Below are 16,990 nucleotides of genomic sequence, written 5' to 3'. Positions count from 1 at the left end.
TATGGGGATGATTGATGAAAAAAAAAGCGGCAGAGAAGATCTCCACCGCTTTTGCCAGTCCTGCGTCATTGTTGGATGCGACGCTTAAGCGTCTTATCCAACCTGGACTGAGCTTTTGTAGGCCTGATAAGACGCGTCAAGCGTCGCATCAGGCATAAAGCAGATTACTTTTTGATTTCATACAGCGGTGTTTGACCCGCCACAACATGGCCCTGAGCTTTAATGATCAAGCCACTGAAATCGTCGATATTGCTGCAAACCACCGGGCTAATCATCGAACGGGCGTTAGCGTTCAGGTAATCCAGATCCATTTCCAGAATCGGTTGCCCTGCGCTTACCTGCGCGCCCTCTTCCACCAGACGTTTAAAGCCTTTACCTTCCAGCGCTACGGTGTCGATACCCATATGGACGACGATCTCCGCGCCTTTTTCGGTTTCCAGACAGAACGCGTGGTTGGTGTTGAAGATTTTCACGATTGTCCCTGCGGCTGGTGATACGACGATTTTATCTGTCGGTTTCACCGCCACACCGTCACCCACCGCTTTGCTGGCGAATGCTTCGTCAGGAACCTGATCCAGTGCCACGACATCACCGGTAATCGGCGATACCAGCTCCGCGATAGATACCGCGTTTGGTACAGCCTGCGGTTTTGCTACAGGAGCGGCAGTTGCCGGAGTTGCTTCAGCAGAGGCAGCTGCTACCGGGCCACGGGCAACGACTTTCTTCATCGCATCGCCGATGGATTCTGCTTTCGCGCCAACAATCACCTGAATAGTCTGTTTGTTCAGTTTTACTACACCAGAAGCACCCAGACGTTTACACATCGTATCGTTAACGCGGGCAGAGTCAGCCACTGTAAGGCGCAGACGGGTGATACAGGCGTCAATTGCTTTCAGGTTGTCAGTGCCGCCAACCGCAGCAATATAGTTGGTCGCCAGTTGATTGAGGCCTTCTTCAGTGTTGCTGTTGGCTTCTTCAGTAACGATCTCGTCTTCTTTATCTTCACGACCCGGCGTTTTCAGGTTGAACATGCGGATAACCAAACTGAACACCACGAAGTAGATAGCGAAGAAGACAACACCCATCACCAGCAGCATCCAGACGTTCTGGCTGGCGGCCGGCAGGTTATACATCAACGCGTAGTCGATAGCCCCCGCAGAGAAAGAGAAGCCGGCATGGATACCCAGCAGCGTTGCCACAAACAGGCTGATACCGGTCAGCAGTGCGTGCAGGAGGTACAGCAGCGGAGCAAGGAACATGAACAGGAATTCCAGCGGCTCAGTCACACCGGTCAGGAACGCAGTAACAGCAACAGAAAGCAGCATCCCGCCAACCATCGGACGACGCTCTTTCGGTGCTGCGAAGTACATCGCCAGCGCCGCACCCGGCAGACCGAACATCATGATCGGGAAGAAGCCGGACATGAACATCCCCGCGGTGCCGTCACCAGCGTAGAAACGGTTGATGTCGCCGTGGAAAACCGTACCCGCCGCGTTGGTGAATTCACCAATCTGGAACCAGGCGATGGTGTTCAGCACCTGATGCAGACCGGTTGGGATCAGCAGACGGTTGATGAAACCAAAGATACCGGAACCCAGCGCGCCCGCAGAAACGATCCACTCGCCGCCTGCATGGATAGCGTGCTGTACCGGCGGCCAGACGTAACCAAAAATGGCCGCCAGCACCAGACAGAAGAAGCCGGTGGCGATCGGCACAAAGCGTTTGCCGCCGAAGAAGCTCAGGAAGTCCGGCAGTTTAATATCGGACCAACGGTTATAGGCTGCGCCACCAACCAGACCGGTAATGATACCCGCCAGTACACCCATGTTAATTTCTGGGTTGATGGTCACCATCGCTTTGGTTAACACAAAGTAACCTACCGCACCCGCCAGCGCCGCCGCACCTGCGCTGTCTTTCGACCAGCTGGATGCCACACCGATGGCGAAGATTAATGCGAGGTTATCAAAAATCGCACCGCCCGCCTGGGCAATAAACGCAACGTTAAGTAAATCTGGCTGACCGAATCGCAGCAACAGTGCCGCCACCGGCAGCACCGCGATAGGGAGCTGTAACGCCCTACCGAGTCGCTGGAAAAAACCTAAAATATTCATCTTATTCCCCCTACGAGAACCCTATTTGGCTCGTTTAAAGCCGTATTTTTATTGTGCTGCAAATTGTACTGCCGATGTTCTGTAATCAGATTGTTAGATCATCTGCTACAGAGTGTGTGAAAATTTAATTCGTATCGCAAATTAAACGCGTGTCTTTTGTGAGTTTTGTCACCAAATATCGTTATCATCACTCCCTTTTACTGGCTAAACCAGAAAACTTATTTTATCATTCAAAAAATCAGGTCGGATTGACGCCTGTCTGCGCAAATCCAGGTTACGCTTAAAGATGCCTAATCCGCCAACGGCTTACATTTTACTTATTGAGGTGAATAATGAGACTGATCCCCCTGACTACCGCTGAACAGGTCGGCAAATGGGCTGCTCGCCATATCGTCAATCGTATCAATGCGTTCAAACCGACTGCTGATCGTCCGTTTGTTCTGGGCCTGCCAACTGGCGGCACGCCAATGACCACCTATAAAGCGTTAGTCGAAATGCATAAAGCAGGCCAGGTCAGCTTTAAGCACGTTGTCACCTTCAACATGGACGAATATGTCGGTCTGCCGAAAGAGCATCCGGAAAGCTACTACAGCTTTATGCACCGTAATTTCTTCGATCACGTTGATATTCCAGCAGAAAACATCAACCTTCTCAACGGCAACGCCCCGGATATCGACGCCGAGTGCCGCCAGTATGAAGAAAAAATCCGTTCTTACGGGAAAATTCATCTGTTTATGGGCGGTGTAGGTAACGACGGTCATATTGCATTTAACGAACCGGCGTCTTCTCTGGCTTCTCGTACTCGTATCAAAACCCTGACTCATGACACTCGCGTCGCGAACTCTCGTTTCTTTGATAACGATGTCAATCAGGTGCCAAAATATGCCCTGACTGTCGGTGTTGGTACACTGCTGGATGCCGAAGAAGTGATGATTCTGGTGCTGGGTAGCCAGAAAGCACTGGCGCTGCAGGCCGCAGTTGAAGGTTGCGTGAACCATATGTGGACCATCAGCTGTCTGCAACTGCATCCGAAAGCCATCATGGTGTGCGATGAGCCTTCCACCATGGAGCTGAAAGTTAAGACTTTAAGATATTTCAATGAATTAGAAGCAGAAAATATCAAAGGTCTGTAATTGTTATCCCTGCCCTGACACCTTGCTCAGGGCAATATTTTTTAAAATCGGGGGTCAGAATGTATGCATTAACCCAGGGCCGGATCTTTACCGGCCACGAATTTCTTGATGACCACGCGGTTGTTATCGCTGATGGCCTGATTAAAAGCGTCTGTCCGGTAGCGGAACTGCCGCCAGAGATCGAACAACGTTCACTGAACGGGGCCATTCTCTCCCCCGGTTTTATCGATGTGCAGTTAAACGGCTGCGGCGGCGTACAGTTTAACGACACCGCTGAAGCGGTCAGCGTGGAAACGCTGGAAATCATGCAGAAAGCCAATGAGAAATCAGGCTGTACTAACTATCTGCCGACGCTTATCACCACCAGCGATGAGCTGATGAAACAGGGCGTGCGCGTTATGCGCGAGTACCTGGCAAAACATCCGAATCAGGCGTTAGGTCTGCATCTGGAAGGTCCGTGGCTGAATCTGGTAAAAAAAGGCACCCATAATCCGAATTTTGTGCGTAAGCCTGATGCCGCGCTGGTCGATTTCCTGTGTGAGAACGCCGACGTCATTACCAAAGTGACCCTGGCACCGGAAATGGTTCCTGCGGAAGTCATCAGCAAACTGGCAAATGCCGGGATTGTGGTTTCTGCCGGTCACTCCAACGCGACGTTGAAAGAAGCGAAAGCCGGTTTCCGCGCGGGGATTACCTTTGCCACCCATCTGTACAACGCGATGCCGTATATTACCGGTCGTGAACCGGGCCTGGCGGGCGCGATCCTCGACGAAGCTGACATTTATTGCGGTATTATCGCTGATGGCCTGCATGTTGATTACGCCAACATTCGTAACGCTAAACGCCTTAAAGGCGACAAACTGTGTCTGGTTACCGACGCCACCGCGCCAGCAGGTGCCAACATTGAACAGTTCATTTTTGCGGGTAAAACAATATACTACCGTAACGGACTTTGTGTGGATGAGAACGGTACGTTAAGCGGTTCATCCTTAACCATGATTGAAGGCGTGCGTAATCTGGTCGAACATTGCGGTATCGCACTGGATGAAGTGCTGCGTATGGCGACGCTCTATCCGGCGCGTGCGATTGGCGTTGAGAAACGTCTCGGCACACTCGCCGCAGGTAAAGTAGCCAACCTGACCGCATTCACACCTGATTTTAAAATCACCAAGACCATCGTTAACGGTAACGAGGTCGTAACTCAATAAGAGAAAGTATGACACCAGGCGGACAAGCTCAGATAGGTAATGTTGATCTCGTAAAACAGCTTAACAGCGCGGCGGTTTATCGCCTGATTGACCAGTACGGGCCAATCTCGCGGATTCAGATTGCCGAGCAAAGCCAGCTTGCCCCCGCCAGCGTAACCAAAATTACGCGTCAGCTTATCGAACGCGGGCTGATCAAAGAAGTTGATCAGCAGGCCTCCACCGGGGGCCGCCGCGCTATCTCTATCGTCACCGAAACCCGCAATTTCCACGCAATCGGCGTACGGCTTGGTCGTCACGACGCCACCATCACCCTGTTTGATCTCAGCAGCAAAGTGCTGGCAGAAGAACATTACCCGCTGCCGGAACGTACCCAGCAGACGCTGGAACATGCCCTGCTGAATGCCATTGCTCAGTTTATTGATAGCTACCAGCGCAAACTGCGCGAGCTGATCGCCATTTCCGTTATCCTGCCAGGACTTGTTGACCCGGACAGCGGCAAAATTCATTACATGCCGCATATTCAGGTAGAAAACTGGGGGCTGGTAGAAGCACTGGAAGAGCGTTTTAAAGTGACCTGTTTCGTTGGTCACGATATCCGTAGTCTGGCGCTGGCGGAGCACTACTTCGGTGCAAGTCAGGATTGCGAAGACTCCATTCTGGTGCGTGTCCATCGCGGAACCGGGGCCGGGATTATCTCTAACGGGCGCATTTTTATTGGCCGCAACGGTAACGTCGGTGAAATTGGCCATATTCAGGTCGAACCGCTGGGTGAACGCTGCCACTGCGGCAACTTTGGCTGCCTGGAAACTATCGCTGCCAACGCCGCTATTGAACAACGGGTGTTGAATCTGTTAAAGCAGGGCTACCAGAGCCGCGTGCCGCTGGACGACTGCACCATCAAAACTATCTGCAAAGCCGCGAACAAAGGCGATAGCCTGGCCTCGGAAGTGATTGAGTATGTCGGTCGTCATCTGGGCAAAACCATCGCCATTGCTATCAACTTATTTAATCCGCAAAAAATTGTTATTGCCGGTGAAATCACCGAAGCCGATAAAGTGCTGCTCCCTGCTATTGAAAGCTGCATTAATACCCAGGCGCTGAAGGCGTTTCGTACTAATCTGCCGGTGGTACGTTCTGAGCTGGATCACCGCTCGGCAATCGGCGCTTTTGCGCTGGTAAAACGCGCCATGCTCAACGGTATTTTGCTCCAGCATTTGCTGGAAAATTAATGTGCTTTTATAGTGGCGCTTATTGTTGTCAATATTCTGGGTAGTCCATGACCATTAAAAATGTAATTTGCGATATCGACGGCGTGCTGATGCACGATAACGTCGCCGTACCGGGTGCAGCGGAATTTTTGCACGGGATTATGGATAAAGGCCTGCCGCTGGTGTTGCTGACCAACTATCCTTCGCAGACCGGGCAAGATCTGGCGAACCGCTTTGCCACTGCCGGTGTCGATGTACCTGACAGCGTGTTTTATACCTCTGCGATGGCGACCGCCGATTTCCTGCGTCGCCAGGAAGGCAAGAAAGCGTATGTGGTGGGCGAAGGCGCACTGATTCATGAACTGTACAAAGCCGGTTTCACTATTACCGATGTGAACCCTGATTTTGTGATTGTTGGCGAAACGCGTTCCTACAACTGGGACATGATGCATAAAGCGGCCTATTTCGTCGCCAACGGCGCACGCTTTATCGCCACTAATCCGGATACTCACGGACGCGGTTTTTATCCAGCCTGTGGCGCACTGTGCGCAGGCATTGAGAAAATCTCCGGGCGCAAACCGTTCTATGTTGGTAAACCCAGCCCGTGGATCATCCGCGCGGCATTAAACAAAATGCAGGCGCACTCGGAAGAAACGGTGATTGTCGGCGATAACCTGCGCACCGATATTCTGGCAGGCTTCCAGGCGGGTCTGGAGACGATTCTGGTGCTCTCTGGTGTTTCATCGCTTGACGATATCGACAGCATGCCATTCCGCCCCAGCTGGATTTACCCGTCGGTCGCTGAAATCGACGTTATCTGAATAGCAACCACGTCTGCGGACGTGGTTGGTTCTGATGACAAACGCCAAACTGCCTGATGCGCTACGCTTATCAGGCCTACGCCGCCCCTGCAATATATTTAATTTTCATGCTTTTGTAGGCCGGATAAGGCGTTCACGCCGCATCCGGCATGAACAAATCGCACTTTGTCAGCAATTCGGCCCCCGTAAAATATAACCATTCAATAAAAGCCGCTAAAAATTATCGAATCATCAATAAACACGCCGCTACAACCCACGTTTTTTCATCAATCAGCAATCGCCCTTACGTTTTTTATTTTTTCACCGCCAAATCGCTTGCGCACAGTGCTGCTTTGCGGCATTTTTTTAAACAAGCAAACACAACAAGCAACAAATACCAGGTTAACGGAGAAGGTTATGTGTTCAATTTTTGGCGTATTCGATATCAAAACAGACGCAGTTGAGCTGCGTAAGAAAGCACTCGAGCTGTCACGCCTGATGCGTCATCGTGGCCCGGACTGGTCCGGTATTTATGCCAGCGATAACGCCATTCTCGCCCACGAACGTCTGTCAATTGTTGACGTTAACGCGGGGGCGCAACCTCTCTACAACCAACAAAAAACCCACGTACTGGCGGTAAACGGTGAAATCTACAACCACCAGGCATTGCGCGCTGAATATGGCGATCGTTATCAGTTCCAGACAGGGTCTGACTGTGAAGTGATCCTCGCGCTGTATCAGGAAAAAGGGCCGGAATTTCTCGACGACTTGCAGGGCATGTTTGCCTTTGCCCTGTACGACAGCGAAAAAGATGCCTACCTGATTGGTCGCGACCATCTGGGGATCATCCCACTGTATATGGGCTATGACGAACACGGTCAGCTGTATGTGGCCTCAGAAATGAAAGCCCTGGTGCCAGTTTGCCGCACGATTAAAGAGTTCCCGGCGGGGAGCTATTTGTGGAGTCAGGACGGCGAAATCCGTTCTTATTATCATCGCGACTGGTTCGACTACGATGCGGTGAAAGATAATGTCACCGACAAAAACGAGCTGCGTCAGGCTCTGGAAGATTCCGTTAAAAGCCATCTGATGTCTGATGTGCCTTACGGTGTGCTGCTTTCTGGTGGTCTGGATTCCTCAATTATTTCCGCTATCACCAAGAAATACGCAGCCCGTCGCGTGGAAGATCAGGAACGCTCTGAAGCCTGGTGGCCGCAGTTACACTCCTTTGCTGTAGGTCTGCCGGGTTCACCGGATCTGAAAGCAGCCCAGGAAGTGGCAAACCATCTGGGCACGGTGCATCACGAAATTCACTTCACCGTACAGGAAGGTCTGGACGCCATCCGCGATGTGATTTACCACATCGAAACCTATGATGTGACAACTATTCGCGCTTCAACACCGATGTATTTAATGTCGCGTAAGATCAAAGCGATGGGCATTAAAATGGTGCTGTCCGGTGAAGGTTCTGATGAAGTGTTTGGCGGTTATCTTTACTTCCACAAAGCACCGAATGCCAAAGAACTGCATGAAGAGACGGTGCGTAAACTGCTGGCCCTGCATATGTATGACTGCGCGCGTGCCAACAAAGCGATGTCAGCCTGGGGCGTGGAAGCACGCGTTCCGTTCCTCGACAAGAAATTCCTCGACGTGGCGATGCGCATTAACCCGCAGGATAAAATGTGCGGTAACGGCAAGATGGAAAAACACATCCTGCGTGAATGTTTTGAGTCATACCTGCCCGCAAGCGTGGCCTGGCGGCAGAAAGAGCAGTTCTCCGATGGCGTCGGTTACAGTTGGATCGACACCCTGAAAGAAGTGGCGGCGCAGCAGGTTTCTGATCAACAGCTGGAAACTGCCCGCTTCCGCTTCCCGTACAACACACCGACCTCAAAAGAAGCGTATCTGTACCGGGAGATCTTTGAAGAACTATTCCCGCTTCCGAGCGCCGCTGAGTGCGTGCCGGGCGGTCCTTCCGTCGCGTGTTCTTCCGCTAAAGCGATCGAATGGGATGAAGCGTTCAAGAAAATGGACGATCCGTCTGGTCGCGCGGTTGGTGTTCACCAGTCGGCGTATAAGTAAGAAATGCGAAACAGCCCCGGTGAAATTCGGGGCTGTTTCAGTTATTGAGGTGCTTGTTGATTCTGATATGCAGTAAGGAAATGTTCCGGGTTTGCCACATCACTGTTTGACAACTCATCACTGTAGGCCAGTATTTCATAGATTAATTTCCCACCACTATTGTTAAATTCCGAATTTCATCCTGTATGACAAAAGAATGGCTGTAGGGTGGGAAAAAACACAAAGTAAACAATAATTGACGAATATAGCGCCACGCTGTTCGCAACCTAACCAAACAGTCACTTTCGAGCAATTTTCCTTGAAAAAGAGGTTGACGCTGCAAGGCTCTATACGCATAATGCGCCCCGCAACGCCGATAAGGTATCGCGAAAAAAAAGATGGCTACGTAGCTCAGTTGGTTAGAGCACATCACTCATAATGATGGGGTCACAGGTTCGAATCCCGTCGTAGCCACCATCTTTTTTGCGGGAGTGGCGAAATTGGTAGACGCACCAGATTTAGGTTCTGGCGCCGCAAGGTGTGCGAGTTCAAGTCTCGCCTCCCGCACCATTCACCAGAAAGCGTTGTACGGATGGGGTATCGCCAAGCGGTAAGGCACCGGTTTTTGATACCGGCATTCCCTGGTTCGAATCCAGGTACCCCAGCCATCTTCTTCGAGTAAGCGGTTCACCGCCCGGTTATTGGGGTATCGCCAAGCGGTAAGGCACCGGTTTTTGATACCGGCATTCCCTGGTTCGAATCCAGGTACCCCAGCCATCGAAGAAACAATCTGGCTACGTAGCTCAGTTGGTTAGAGCACATCACTCATAATGATGGGGTCACAGGTTCGAATCCCGTCGTAGCCACCAAATTCTGAATGTGTCGAATATGTTCGGCAAATTCAAAACCAATTTGTTGGGGTATCGCCAAGCGGTAAGGCACCGGATTCTGATTCCGGCATTCCGAGGTTCGAATCCTCGTACCCCAGCCAATTTATTCAAGACGCTTACCTTGTAAGTGCACCCAGTTGGGGTATCGCCAAGCGGTAAGGCACCGGATTCTGATTCCGGCATTCCGAGGTTCGAATCCTCGTACCCCAGCCACATTAAAAAAGCTCGCTTCGGCGAGCTTTTTGCTTTTCTGCGTTCATTCAATGTCGAATGCGATGTTGACACGTCTTATCCTTCAATGTCGGATGCGACGCTGCCGCGTCTTATCCGACCTACGGTTGGCACGCATCCGGCAATGTTGTAAGGCTACAACCCTAACGCATATTTCAGCGCCTGACGTTTCAACACACCAGCACGCTCCGCCGCCATCAAACCAAGATTACGCACAAAACGCAGCGGCGGCAGATTATTACTGAATCCGGCATAAAACAGATCCATACCGCTCTGCATAATGAAGTTATCCGCCATGCGCCGCATCTGGTAACGCTTGAGGACAGGATAACTGGCCCACGCTTCGCCGTAGCTGCGGGCATTCACCAGAACATCAATCAGGGCATCGACATCACGATAACCAAGATTCACCCCCTGCCCCGCCAGCGGATGGATGGTATGCGCGGCATCGCCCACCAGCGCAACCCCTGGCTGCACATACTGCAACGCATGGCGACGCGTCAGCGGAAACGCACCAGCGGCAAGCGGTGTAACGTAACCCAGACGCGACGGGAAATGCTTCGCGATTTCCGCCTGGAGCTGTGCCATATTCATATTCTGCAACTGGCGAATACGCGCCGGAGAGTCATACCACACCAGCGATGCCCAGTTATCAAACAACGGCAGAAACGCACGCGGTCCGTCCGGAGTAAATTGCTGCCAGGTGCTATCGCCGGGATCGTTCTCGCACTGGACGCTAATCAACATGCACGACTGCGCATACTGCCATGCATGAACGCCAATTCCCGCCATCTGCCGCACCTGCGAATTTGCGCCGTCGGCACCAATCACCAGCTTCGCGCGAATCACTTCACCGCCTTTCAGCTCCAGCTCCTGAAGATCATCATGGCGATGCAGCGCAATCAGCGAGCCTGGCACACGTAACGTTACTTTCGGATGCGCTTCCAGCGCCTGCCACAACGCCTGTTGCAGGACAGTGTTTTCCACCATATAGCCAAGCAGCGGTAGCTTAAGTTCAGCGGCGTCAAACACCACATGCGCCGTTTCCCACTCCCACGTTTCCAGTCTGCGGTAAGGATGGCAACGCATGGCCTGTACTGCATCCCAGACCCCTAACCCTTTAAGCAATGATACCGAAGCCGCGCTGATCGCCGAGATCCGCACGTCCGGTTGGCTATCAGCGACAAACGGCGCTGGTTCTGCGTGCTCGATCACCGTTACCGCAAATCCGTGCTGTGCCAGCCCCAGCGCCAGTGCGCCGCCGACCATTCCTCCGCCGACAATGGCAATTTCCGTTGGTTGATTTGTCATGGTCAATCATCCTGTTAGCAATATGCTTTAAGTTTACAGGATTTTTACCCCCAAGGGCTGATAACGCTCATACTGGTCACAACGGCAGCAAAGCATTACACTATGCGCCCTGCATTCCTGGCTACTATTTCGCAAGAGCAAGTCGATGACCAAAAAACTCCATATTAAAACCTGGGGCTGTCAGATGAACGAGTACGATTCATCGAAGATGGCCGATCTGCTGGATGCCACCCACGGCTATCAACTGACCGACGTGGCGGAAGAAGCGGATGTGCTGCTGCTGAACACCTGCTCAATCCGCGAGAAGGCTCAGGAAAAAGTCTTCCATCAGTTGGGTCGCTGGAAACTGTTAAAAGAGAAGAATCCAGACCTGATTATCGGCGTCGGTGGCTGCGTGGCATCGCAAGAAGGCGAGCACATTCGCCAGCGCGCCCACTATGTCGATATTATTTTTGGGCCGCAAACGCTGCACCGTCTGCCGGAGATGATCAACTCCGTGCGCGGCGACCGCAGCCCGGTTGTAGATATCAGCTTCCCGGAAATCGAGAAGTTTGACCGTCTACCGGAACCGCGCGCCGAAGGGCCGACCGCGTTTGTCTCCATCATGGAAGGCTGCAATAAATATTGCACCTACTGCGTGGTGCCTTACACCCGTGGTGAAGAGGTAAGCCGTCCGTCCGACGATATTCTGTTTGAGATTGCCCAGCTTGCGGCTCAGGGCGTGCGTGAAGTCAACCTGCTCGGTCAGAACGTGAACGCCTGGCGTGGTGAAAACTACGACGGCACCACCGGATCGTTTGCCGATCTGCTGCGTCTGGTTGCAGCGATCGACGGGATCGATCGTATTCGCTTTACCACCAGTCATCCGATCGAATTCACCGACGATATCATCGAAGTGTACCGCGACACGCCGGAGCTGGTGAGCTTCCTGCACCTGCCGGTACAGAGTGGTTCCGATCGCATTCTGAACCTGATGGGCCGTACCCATACGGCGCTGGAGTACAAAGCAATCATCCGTAAACTGCGTGCGGCGCGCCCGGATATTCAGATCAGTTCTGACTTCATCGTCGGCTTCCCTGGCGAAACCACCGAAGACTTCGAGAAAACGATGAAGCTGATTGCCGACGTCAATTTCGACATGAGCTACAGCTTTATCTTCTCTGCACGTCCGGGTACACCAGCCGCCGATATGGTTGATGATGTTCCGGAAGAAGAGAAGAAGCAGCGTCTGTATATTCTGCAAGAGCGCATTAATCAGCAAGCGATGGCGTGGAGCCGCCGGATGCTCGGCACCACCCAGCGTATTCTGGTAGAAGGTACATCGCGTAAGAGCATCATGGAGCTTTCCGGGCGTACGGAAAATAACCGCGTGGTCAACTTCGAAGGCACGCCGGATATGATCGGTAAATTCGTCGATGTAGAAATTACCGACGTCTACCCGAACTCTCTGCGCGGTAAAGTGGTGCGAACTGAAGATGAAATGGGTCTGCGCGTGGCAGAAACACCGGAATCGGTGATAGCCCGTACTCGCAAAGAAAACGACCTTGGCGTGGGTTATTATCAGCCGTAATTCTCAGGCCCGCCGTTCCGGTGGGCCTTGTTTTTTCTCTCTTTATCCCCATCTTTATCGCAATGCTTGCGCCTTTTTCCTGTGGCGTGAATAATTTCCTTATAGGCCGGTGAATGTTCAGCTTCCGGCGGCATACAGATAAGAGGAACGGTTTGAACATAGACACTCGCGAAATCACCCTGGAGCCAGCAGACAACGCGCGTCTGTTGAGCCTGTGCGGCCCGTTTGATGACAACATCAAGCAGCTCGAACGCCGTCTCGGCATCGAGATCAATCGCCGCGATAACCACTTTAAACTGACCGGCCGTCCGATTTGCGTCACCGCTGCGGCAGACATTCTGCGTAGCCTGTATGTCGATACTGCCCCGATGCGCGGTCAGATTCAGGATATTGAACCGGAACAGATCCACCTTGCGATTAAAGAAGCGCGGGTACTGGAGCAAAGCGCGGAGAGCGTGCCGGAGTACGGCAAAGCGGTCAATATCAAAACCAAACGCGGCGTAATTAAGCCGCGCACGCCAAACCAGGCGCAGTACATCGCCAATATTCTCGACCATGACATTACCTTCGGCGTTGGCCCGGCGGGTACGGGTAAAACCTACCTGGCAGTGGCTGCGGCAGTTGATGCCCTGGAGCGTCAGGAAATTCGCCGTATTCTGCTGACTCGTCCGGCGGTCGAAGCCGGTGAGAAACTGGGCTTCCTGCCTGGCGATTTAAGCCAGAAAGTAGACCCGTATCTGCGCCCACTGTACGACGCGCTGTTTGAAATGCTGGGCTTTGAGAAAGTCGAGAAACTGATTGAGCGCAACGTTATTGAAGTCGCACCGCTGGCCTATATGCGTGGTCGTACGCTGAACGACGCATTTATCATTCTCGATGAGAGCCAGAACACTACCATCGAACAGATGAAGATGTTCCTGACCCGTATCGGTTTTAACTCAAAAGCGGTTATCACCGGCGACGTCACACAGATCGACCTGCCGCGTAATACTAAATCAGGCTTACGTCATGCCATCGAAGTGCTAGCCGATGTCGAAGAGATCAGCTTTAACTTCTTCCACAGCGAAGACGTGGTTCGTCACCCGGTGGTGGCGCGTATCGTTAACGCCTATGAAGCCTGGGAAGAAGCCGAACAAAAACGTAAAGCGGCACTGGCGGCAGAACGCAAGCGCGAAGAACAGGAACAAAAATGAGTCAGGTGATCCTCGATTTACAACTGGCATGTGAAGATAACTCCGGATTGCCGGAAGAGAGCCAGTTTCAAACATGGCTGAATGCGGTGATCCCGCAGTTTCAGGAAGAGTCGGAAGTGACGATTCGCGTGGTCGATACCGCCGAAAGCCACAGTCTCAATCTGACCTATCGCGGTAAGGATAAGCCGACCAACGTGCTCTCCTTCCCGTTTGAAGTGCCGCCCGGCATGGAGATGTCGCTACTGGGCGATCTGGTTATCTGCCGTCAGGTGGTTGAGAAGGAAGCTCAGGAGCAAGGCAAACCACTGGAGGCGCACTGGGCGCATATGGTGGTGCACGGCAGTCTGCATTTGTTAGGTTACGATCACATCGAAGATGACGAAGCAGAAGAAATGGAAGCCCTCGAAACAGAGATTATGCTTGCTCTGGGCTATGAGGATCCGTACATTGCCGAGAAAGAATAATTTGCCAGGCATTTGACTGGCAGACGTCCCCGCCGTTGGTGATTAACGACGGCGTTTTGATTAACTAACATGAGAACCCATACGACGCCATGAGCGACGACAATTCACACAGTAGTGACACGATAAGCAACAAGAAGGGATTTTTCTCCCTGTTACTCAGCCAACTTTTCCACGGTGAACCGAAAAACCGTGACGAACTGCTGGCGCTGATCCGTGATTCCGGGCAGAACGACCTTATCGACGAAGATACGCGCGATATGCTCGAAGGGGTGATGGACATCGCAGACCAACGCGTCCGCGACATCATGATCCCCCGCTCCCAGATGATTACCCTGAAACGCAACCAGACGCTGGACGAATGCCTTGATGTCATCATCGAGTCCGCCCACTCACGTTTCCCGGTGATTAGCGAAGACAAAGATCACATTGAAGGGATTCTGATGGCGAAAGACTTGCTGCCGTTTATGCGCAGCGATGCTGAAGCCTTCAGCATGGACAAAGTGTTACGTCAGGCGGTTGTCGTTCCTGAAAGTAAGCGCGTAGACCGGATGCTGAAAGAGTTTCGCTCTCAGCGTTACCACATGGCGATCGTTATTGACGAATTCGGTGGGGTTTCCGGTCTGGTAACCATTGAAGACATCCTGGAACTGATTGTTGGTGAGATTGAAGACGAATATGACGAAGAAGATGATATCGACTTCCGTCAGCTGAGTCGTCATACCTGGACCGTGCGCGCACTGGCTTCCATTGAAGACTTCAACGAAGCGTTCGGCACCCACTTTAGCGATGAAGAGGTCGACACTATCGGTGGTCTGGTGATGCAGGCATTCGGGCATCTTCCGGCGCGTGGCGAAACCATCGACATCGACGGTTACCAGTTCAAAGTGGCGATGGCTGACAGTCGGCGTATTATTCAGGTTCATGTCAAAATTCCGGATGACTCACCCCAGCCGAAGCTGGATGAATAAAACCGAAACTGGATAGATAACTACATGGCTTTTGCCTCATTAATTGAACGCCAGCGCATTCGCCTGCTGCTGGCGTTATTATTCGGTGCCTGCGGAACGCTGGCCTTCTCTCCTTACGACGTCTGGCCTGCGGCGATTATTTCGCTGATGGGGCTTCAGGCGTTGACCTTTAACCGCCGTCCACTCCAGTCTGCCGCTATTGGCTTTTGCTGGGGATTTGGTCTCTTTGGCAGCGGTATTAACTGGGTCTATGTCAGCATCGCGACCTTTGGCGGAATGCCTGGCCCGGTTAACATCTTCCTGGTGGTACTGCTGGCGGCGTATTTGTCGCTGTATACCGGACTGTTTGCTGGCGTGCTGTCGCGTCTGTGGCCGAAAACCACCTGGCTGCGCGTGGCGATTGCCGCTCCTGCTCTCTGGCAAGTGACCGAGTTTCTGCGCGGTTGGGTGCTGACTGGCTTCCCGTGGTTACAGTTCGGCTATAGCCAGATTGATGGCCCGTTAAAAGGGCTGGCACCGCTAATGGGCGTGGAAGCCATTAACTTCCTGCTTATGATGGTTAGCGGCCTGCTGGCACTGGCGTTAGTCAAACGCAACTGGCGTCCGCTGGTGGTGGCCGTCGTGCTGTTTGCCCTTCCCTTCCCGCTGCGTTACATCCAGTGGTTTACCCCACAACCGGAGAAAACCATTCAGGTTTCGATGGTTCAGGGCGATATTCCGCAATCGCTGAAATGGGACGAAGGCCAGCTTCTTAATACGCTGAAGATTTACTACAACGCAACGGCACCGCTGATGGGCAAATCATCGTTGATTATCTGGCCGGAGTCGGCGATAACCGATCTGGAAATTAATCAGCAACCGTTCCTCAAAGCTCTGGACGGTGAGTTGCGTGATAAAGGTAGCTCGCTGGTCACCGGGATTGTTGACGCGCGTCTTAATAAGCAGAACCGTTACGATACCTACAACACCATCATCACACTGGGTAAAGGTGCACCGTACAGCTACGAATCAGCCGATCGCTATAACAAAAACCATCTGGTGCCGTTTGGCGAGTTTGTCCCGCTGGAGTCGATTCTGCGTCCGTTAGCACCGTTCTTTGATCTGCCGATGTCGTCGTTCAGCCGTGGACCATATATCCAGCCGCCGCTGTCGGCAAATGGTATTGAGCTTACTGCGGCTATTTGCTACGAGATCATTCTCGGCGAGCAAGTGCGCGATAACTTCCGCCCGGATACCGACTATCTGCTGACTATCTCCAACGATGCGTGGTTTGGTAAGTCTATTGGTCCATGGCAGCACTTCCAGATGGCGCGAATGCGTGCGCTGGAGCTGGCGCGCCCACTGTTGCGCAGCACCAACAACGGCATTACGGCGGTGATTGGCCCGCAGGGTGAGATTCAGGCGATGATCCCGCAGTTCACCCGCGAGGTGTTAACCACTAACGTGACGCCGACCACCGGACTCACACCATACGCACGTACCGGCAACTGGCCGCTGTGGGTGCTGACGGCACTGTTTGGTTTTGCTGCTGTGTTGATGAGTCTGCGTCAGCGACGTAAATAATCCCTTCTTATCGTGCCGGAATACATCCCATATTTCGGCACGCTCACCGGATGCGGCATCAGTGCGTTATCCGGATAACAATATTCTCCTATCCAACTTTGGCACATCTATTGCTTTGTTATACAAGGCAAAGCTTTAACCAGCATCAGTACAACCCGGTTGCACCACAGCAATCCACCGGTAGCACCAAAAGAGTGCATTTTAAGAATTTTGCTTCGGAATGGTGCGGTGCACCTCGCAAAAACAAACAATAAAACATCAATATCTTTACATTTAGCC

General features: G+C 52.4%; 12 protein-coding genes and 7 tRNA genes. 17 read left to right on the top strand and 2 right to left on the bottom strand.

Going from position 1 to position 16,990, the window contains the following annotated elements; genetic code table 11:
* Nucleotides 1-164: 164 nt before the first annotated feature.
* The gene (nagE, locus tag HUZ68_RS06785; protein WP_001023104.1) at nt 165-2,111 is read right to left on the bottom strand and encodes a PTS N-acetyl glucosamine transporter subunit IIABC; all 1,947 of its coding nucleotides are present in this window, start codon (nt 2,109-2,111) and stop codon (nt 165-167) included.
* Nucleotides 2,112-2,443: 332 nt separating this feature from the next.
* Here nagE and nagB point away from each other — a divergent pair, with 332 nt between their 5' ends.
* The 12 genes from nagB to HUZ68_RS06725 all read left to right on the top strand — a co-directional run bounded on the left by nagB (nt 2,444) and on the right by HUZ68_RS06725 (nt 9,624).
* Nucleotides 2,444-3,244 carry a glucosamine-6-phosphate deaminase gene (gene nagB / locus HUZ68_RS06780; RefSeq protein WP_001237072.1) on the top strand — a complete coding sequence of 267 codons (801 nt, stop codon included), beginning with the start codon at nt 2,444-2,446 and terminating at the stop codon, nt 3,242-3,244.
* Nucleotides 3,245-3,303: 59 nt separating this feature from the next.
* Nucleotides 3,304-4,452 carry an N-acetylglucosamine-6-phosphate deacetylase gene (gene nagA, locus HUZ68_RS06775; protein WP_000271153.1) on the top strand — a complete coding sequence of 383 codons (1,149 nt, stop codon included), beginning with the start codon at nt 3,304-3,306 and terminating at the stop codon, nt 4,450-4,452.
* An 8-nt stretch (nt 4,453-4,460) separates the two neighbouring features.
* On the top strand, nt 4,461-5,681 hold the full coding sequence (gene nagC / locus HUZ68_RS06770; RefSeq protein WP_000187594.1) for a DNA-binding transcriptional regulator NagC: 1,221 nt from the start codon (nt 4,461-4,463) through the stop codon (nt 5,679-5,681).
* A gap of 47 nt (nt 5,682-5,728) precedes the next feature.
* Entirely contained in the window at nt 5,729-6,481 is a 753-nt protein-coding gene (nagD, locus tag HUZ68_RS06765; RefSeq protein ID WP_000153129.1) for a ribonucleotide monophosphatase NagD, read from the top strand.
* 396 nt (nt 6,482-6,877) lie between these two features.
* On the top strand, nt 6,878-8,542 hold the full coding sequence (asnB, locus tag HUZ68_RS06760) for an asparagine synthase B (RefSeq protein WP_000337081.1): 1,665 nt from the start codon (nt 6,878-6,880) through the stop codon (nt 8,540-8,542).
* A gap of 379 nt (nt 8,543-8,921) precedes the next feature.
* Nucleotides 8,922-8,998, top strand: a tRNA-Met gene (locus tag HUZ68_RS06755).
* A gap of 8 nt (nt 8,999-9,006) precedes the next feature.
* Nucleotides 9,007-9,091: transfer RNA gene (locus HUZ68_RS06750), tRNA-Leu, on the top strand.
* Between the two features lie 23 nt (nt 9,092-9,114).
* Nucleotides 9,115-9,189 (top strand) — tRNA-Gln (locus tag HUZ68_RS06745).
* Nucleotides 9,190-9,223: 34 nt separating this feature from the next.
* Nucleotides 9,224-9,298, top strand: a tRNA-Gln gene (locus HUZ68_RS06740).
* 15 nt (nt 9,299-9,313) lie between these two features.
* Nucleotides 9,314-9,390 (top strand) — tRNA-Met (locus HUZ68_RS06735).
* A gap of 47 nt (nt 9,391-9,437) precedes the next feature.
* Nucleotides 9,438-9,512: transfer RNA gene (locus HUZ68_RS06730), tRNA-Gln, on the top strand.
* Between the two features lie 37 nt (nt 9,513-9,549).
* Nucleotides 9,550-9,624: transfer RNA gene (locus tag HUZ68_RS06725), tRNA-Gln, on the top strand.
* Between the two features lie 153 nt (nt 9,625-9,777).
* On the opposite strand, the gene ubiF is transcribed toward HUZ68_RS06725, so the two are convergent.
* The gene (gene ubiF, locus HUZ68_RS06720; RefSeq protein WP_033815522.1) at nt 9,778-10,953 is read right to left on the bottom strand and encodes a 3-demethoxyubiquinol 3-hydroxylase; all 1,176 of its coding nucleotides are present in this window, start codon (nt 10,951-10,953) and stop codon (nt 9,778-9,780) included.
* 145 nt (nt 10,954-11,098) lie between these two features.
* Here ubiF and miaB point away from each other — a divergent pair, with 145 nt between their 5' ends.
* The 5 genes from miaB to lnt all read left to right on the top strand — a co-directional run bounded on the left by miaB (nt 11,099) and on the right by lnt (nt 16,711).
* Nucleotides 11,099-12,523, top strand: coding sequence for a tRNA (N6-isopentenyl adenosine(37)-C2)-methylthiotransferase MiaB (miaB, locus tag HUZ68_RS06715; RefSeq protein WP_000162740.1), 1,425 nt, complete (start codon nt 11,099-11,101; stop codon nt 12,521-12,523).
* A 152-nt stretch (nt 12,524-12,675) separates the two neighbouring features.
* Nucleotides 12,676-13,716 carry a PhoH family protein gene (locus HUZ68_RS06710; RefSeq protein ID WP_001018040.1) on the top strand — a complete coding sequence of 347 codons (1,041 nt, stop codon included), beginning with the start codon at nt 12,676-12,678 and terminating at the stop codon, nt 13,714-13,716.
* Nucleotides 13,713-14,180, top strand: coding sequence for an rRNA maturation RNase YbeY (gene ybeY, locus HUZ68_RS06705; RefSeq protein WP_000084469.1), 468 nt, complete (start codon nt 13,713-13,715; stop codon nt 14,178-14,180). Before HUZ68_RS06710 ends, ybeY begins: the two co-directional genes overlap by 4 nt.
* 89 nt (nt 14,181-14,269) lie before the next feature.
* Nucleotides 14,270-15,148 (top strand): CNNM family magnesium/cobalt transport protein CorC, encoded by an 879-nt coding sequence (gene corC / locus HUZ68_RS06700; protein ID WP_001278605.1) that lies wholly within the window; start codon nt 14,270-14,272, stop codon nt 15,146-15,148.
* 24 nt (nt 15,149-15,172) lie between these two features.
* The gene (gene lnt / locus HUZ68_RS06695) at nt 15,173-16,711 is read left to right on the top strand and encodes an apolipoprotein N-acyltransferase (protein ID WP_000853043.1); all 1,539 of its coding nucleotides are present in this window, start codon (nt 15,173-15,175) and stop codon (nt 16,709-16,711) included.
* Nucleotides 16,712-16,990: the final 279 nt, after the last annotated feature.

This window comes from Shigella dysenteriae (assembly GCF_022354085.1).
Lineage (GTDB): Bacteria > Pseudomonadota > Gammaproteobacteria > Enterobacterales > Enterobacteriaceae > Escherichia > Escherichia coli.
This window is presented reverse-complemented; position numbering and strand designations above follow the sequence as displayed.

Bases quoted from the DNA above. Each gene is read 5' to 3' on its own strand.
- nagE (WP_001023104.1), bottom strand. From the start codon at position 2,111: ATGAATATTTTAGGTTTTTTCCAGCGACTCGGTAGGGCGTTACAGCTC.
- nagB (WP_001237072.1), top strand. From the start codon at position 2,444: ATGAGACTGATCCCCCTGACTACCGCTGAACAGGTCGGCAAATGGGCT.
- nagA (WP_000271153.1), top strand. From the start codon at position 3,304: ATGTATGCATTAACCCAGGGCCGGATCTTTACCGGCCACGAATTTCTT.
- nagC (WP_000187594.1), top strand. From the start codon at position 4,461: ATGACACCAGGCGGACAAGCTCAGATAGGTAATGTTGATCTCGTAAAA.
- nagD (WP_000153129.1), top strand. From the start codon at position 5,729: ATGACCATTAAAAATGTAATTTGCGATATCGACGGCGTGCTGATGCAC.
- asnB (WP_000337081.1), top strand. From the start codon at position 6,878: ATGTGTTCAATTTTTGGCGTATTCGATATCAAAACAGACGCAGTTGAG.
- ubiF (WP_033815522.1), bottom strand. From the start codon at position 10,953: ATGACAAATCAACCAACGGAAATTGCCATTGTCGGCGGAGGAATGGTC.
- miaB (WP_000162740.1), top strand. From the start codon at position 11,099: ATGACCAAAAAACTCCATATTAAAACCTGGGGCTGTCAGATGAACGAG.
- ybeY (WP_000084469.1), top strand. From the start codon at position 13,713: ATGAGTCAGGTGATCCTCGATTTACAACTGGCATGTGAAGATAACTCC.
- corC (WP_001278605.1), top strand. From the start codon at position 14,270: ATGAGCGACGACAATTCACACAGTAGTGACACGATAAGCAACAAGAAG.
- lnt (WP_000853043.1), top strand. From the start codon at position 15,173: ATGGCTTTTGCCTCATTAATTGAACGCCAGCGCATTCGCCTGCTGCTG.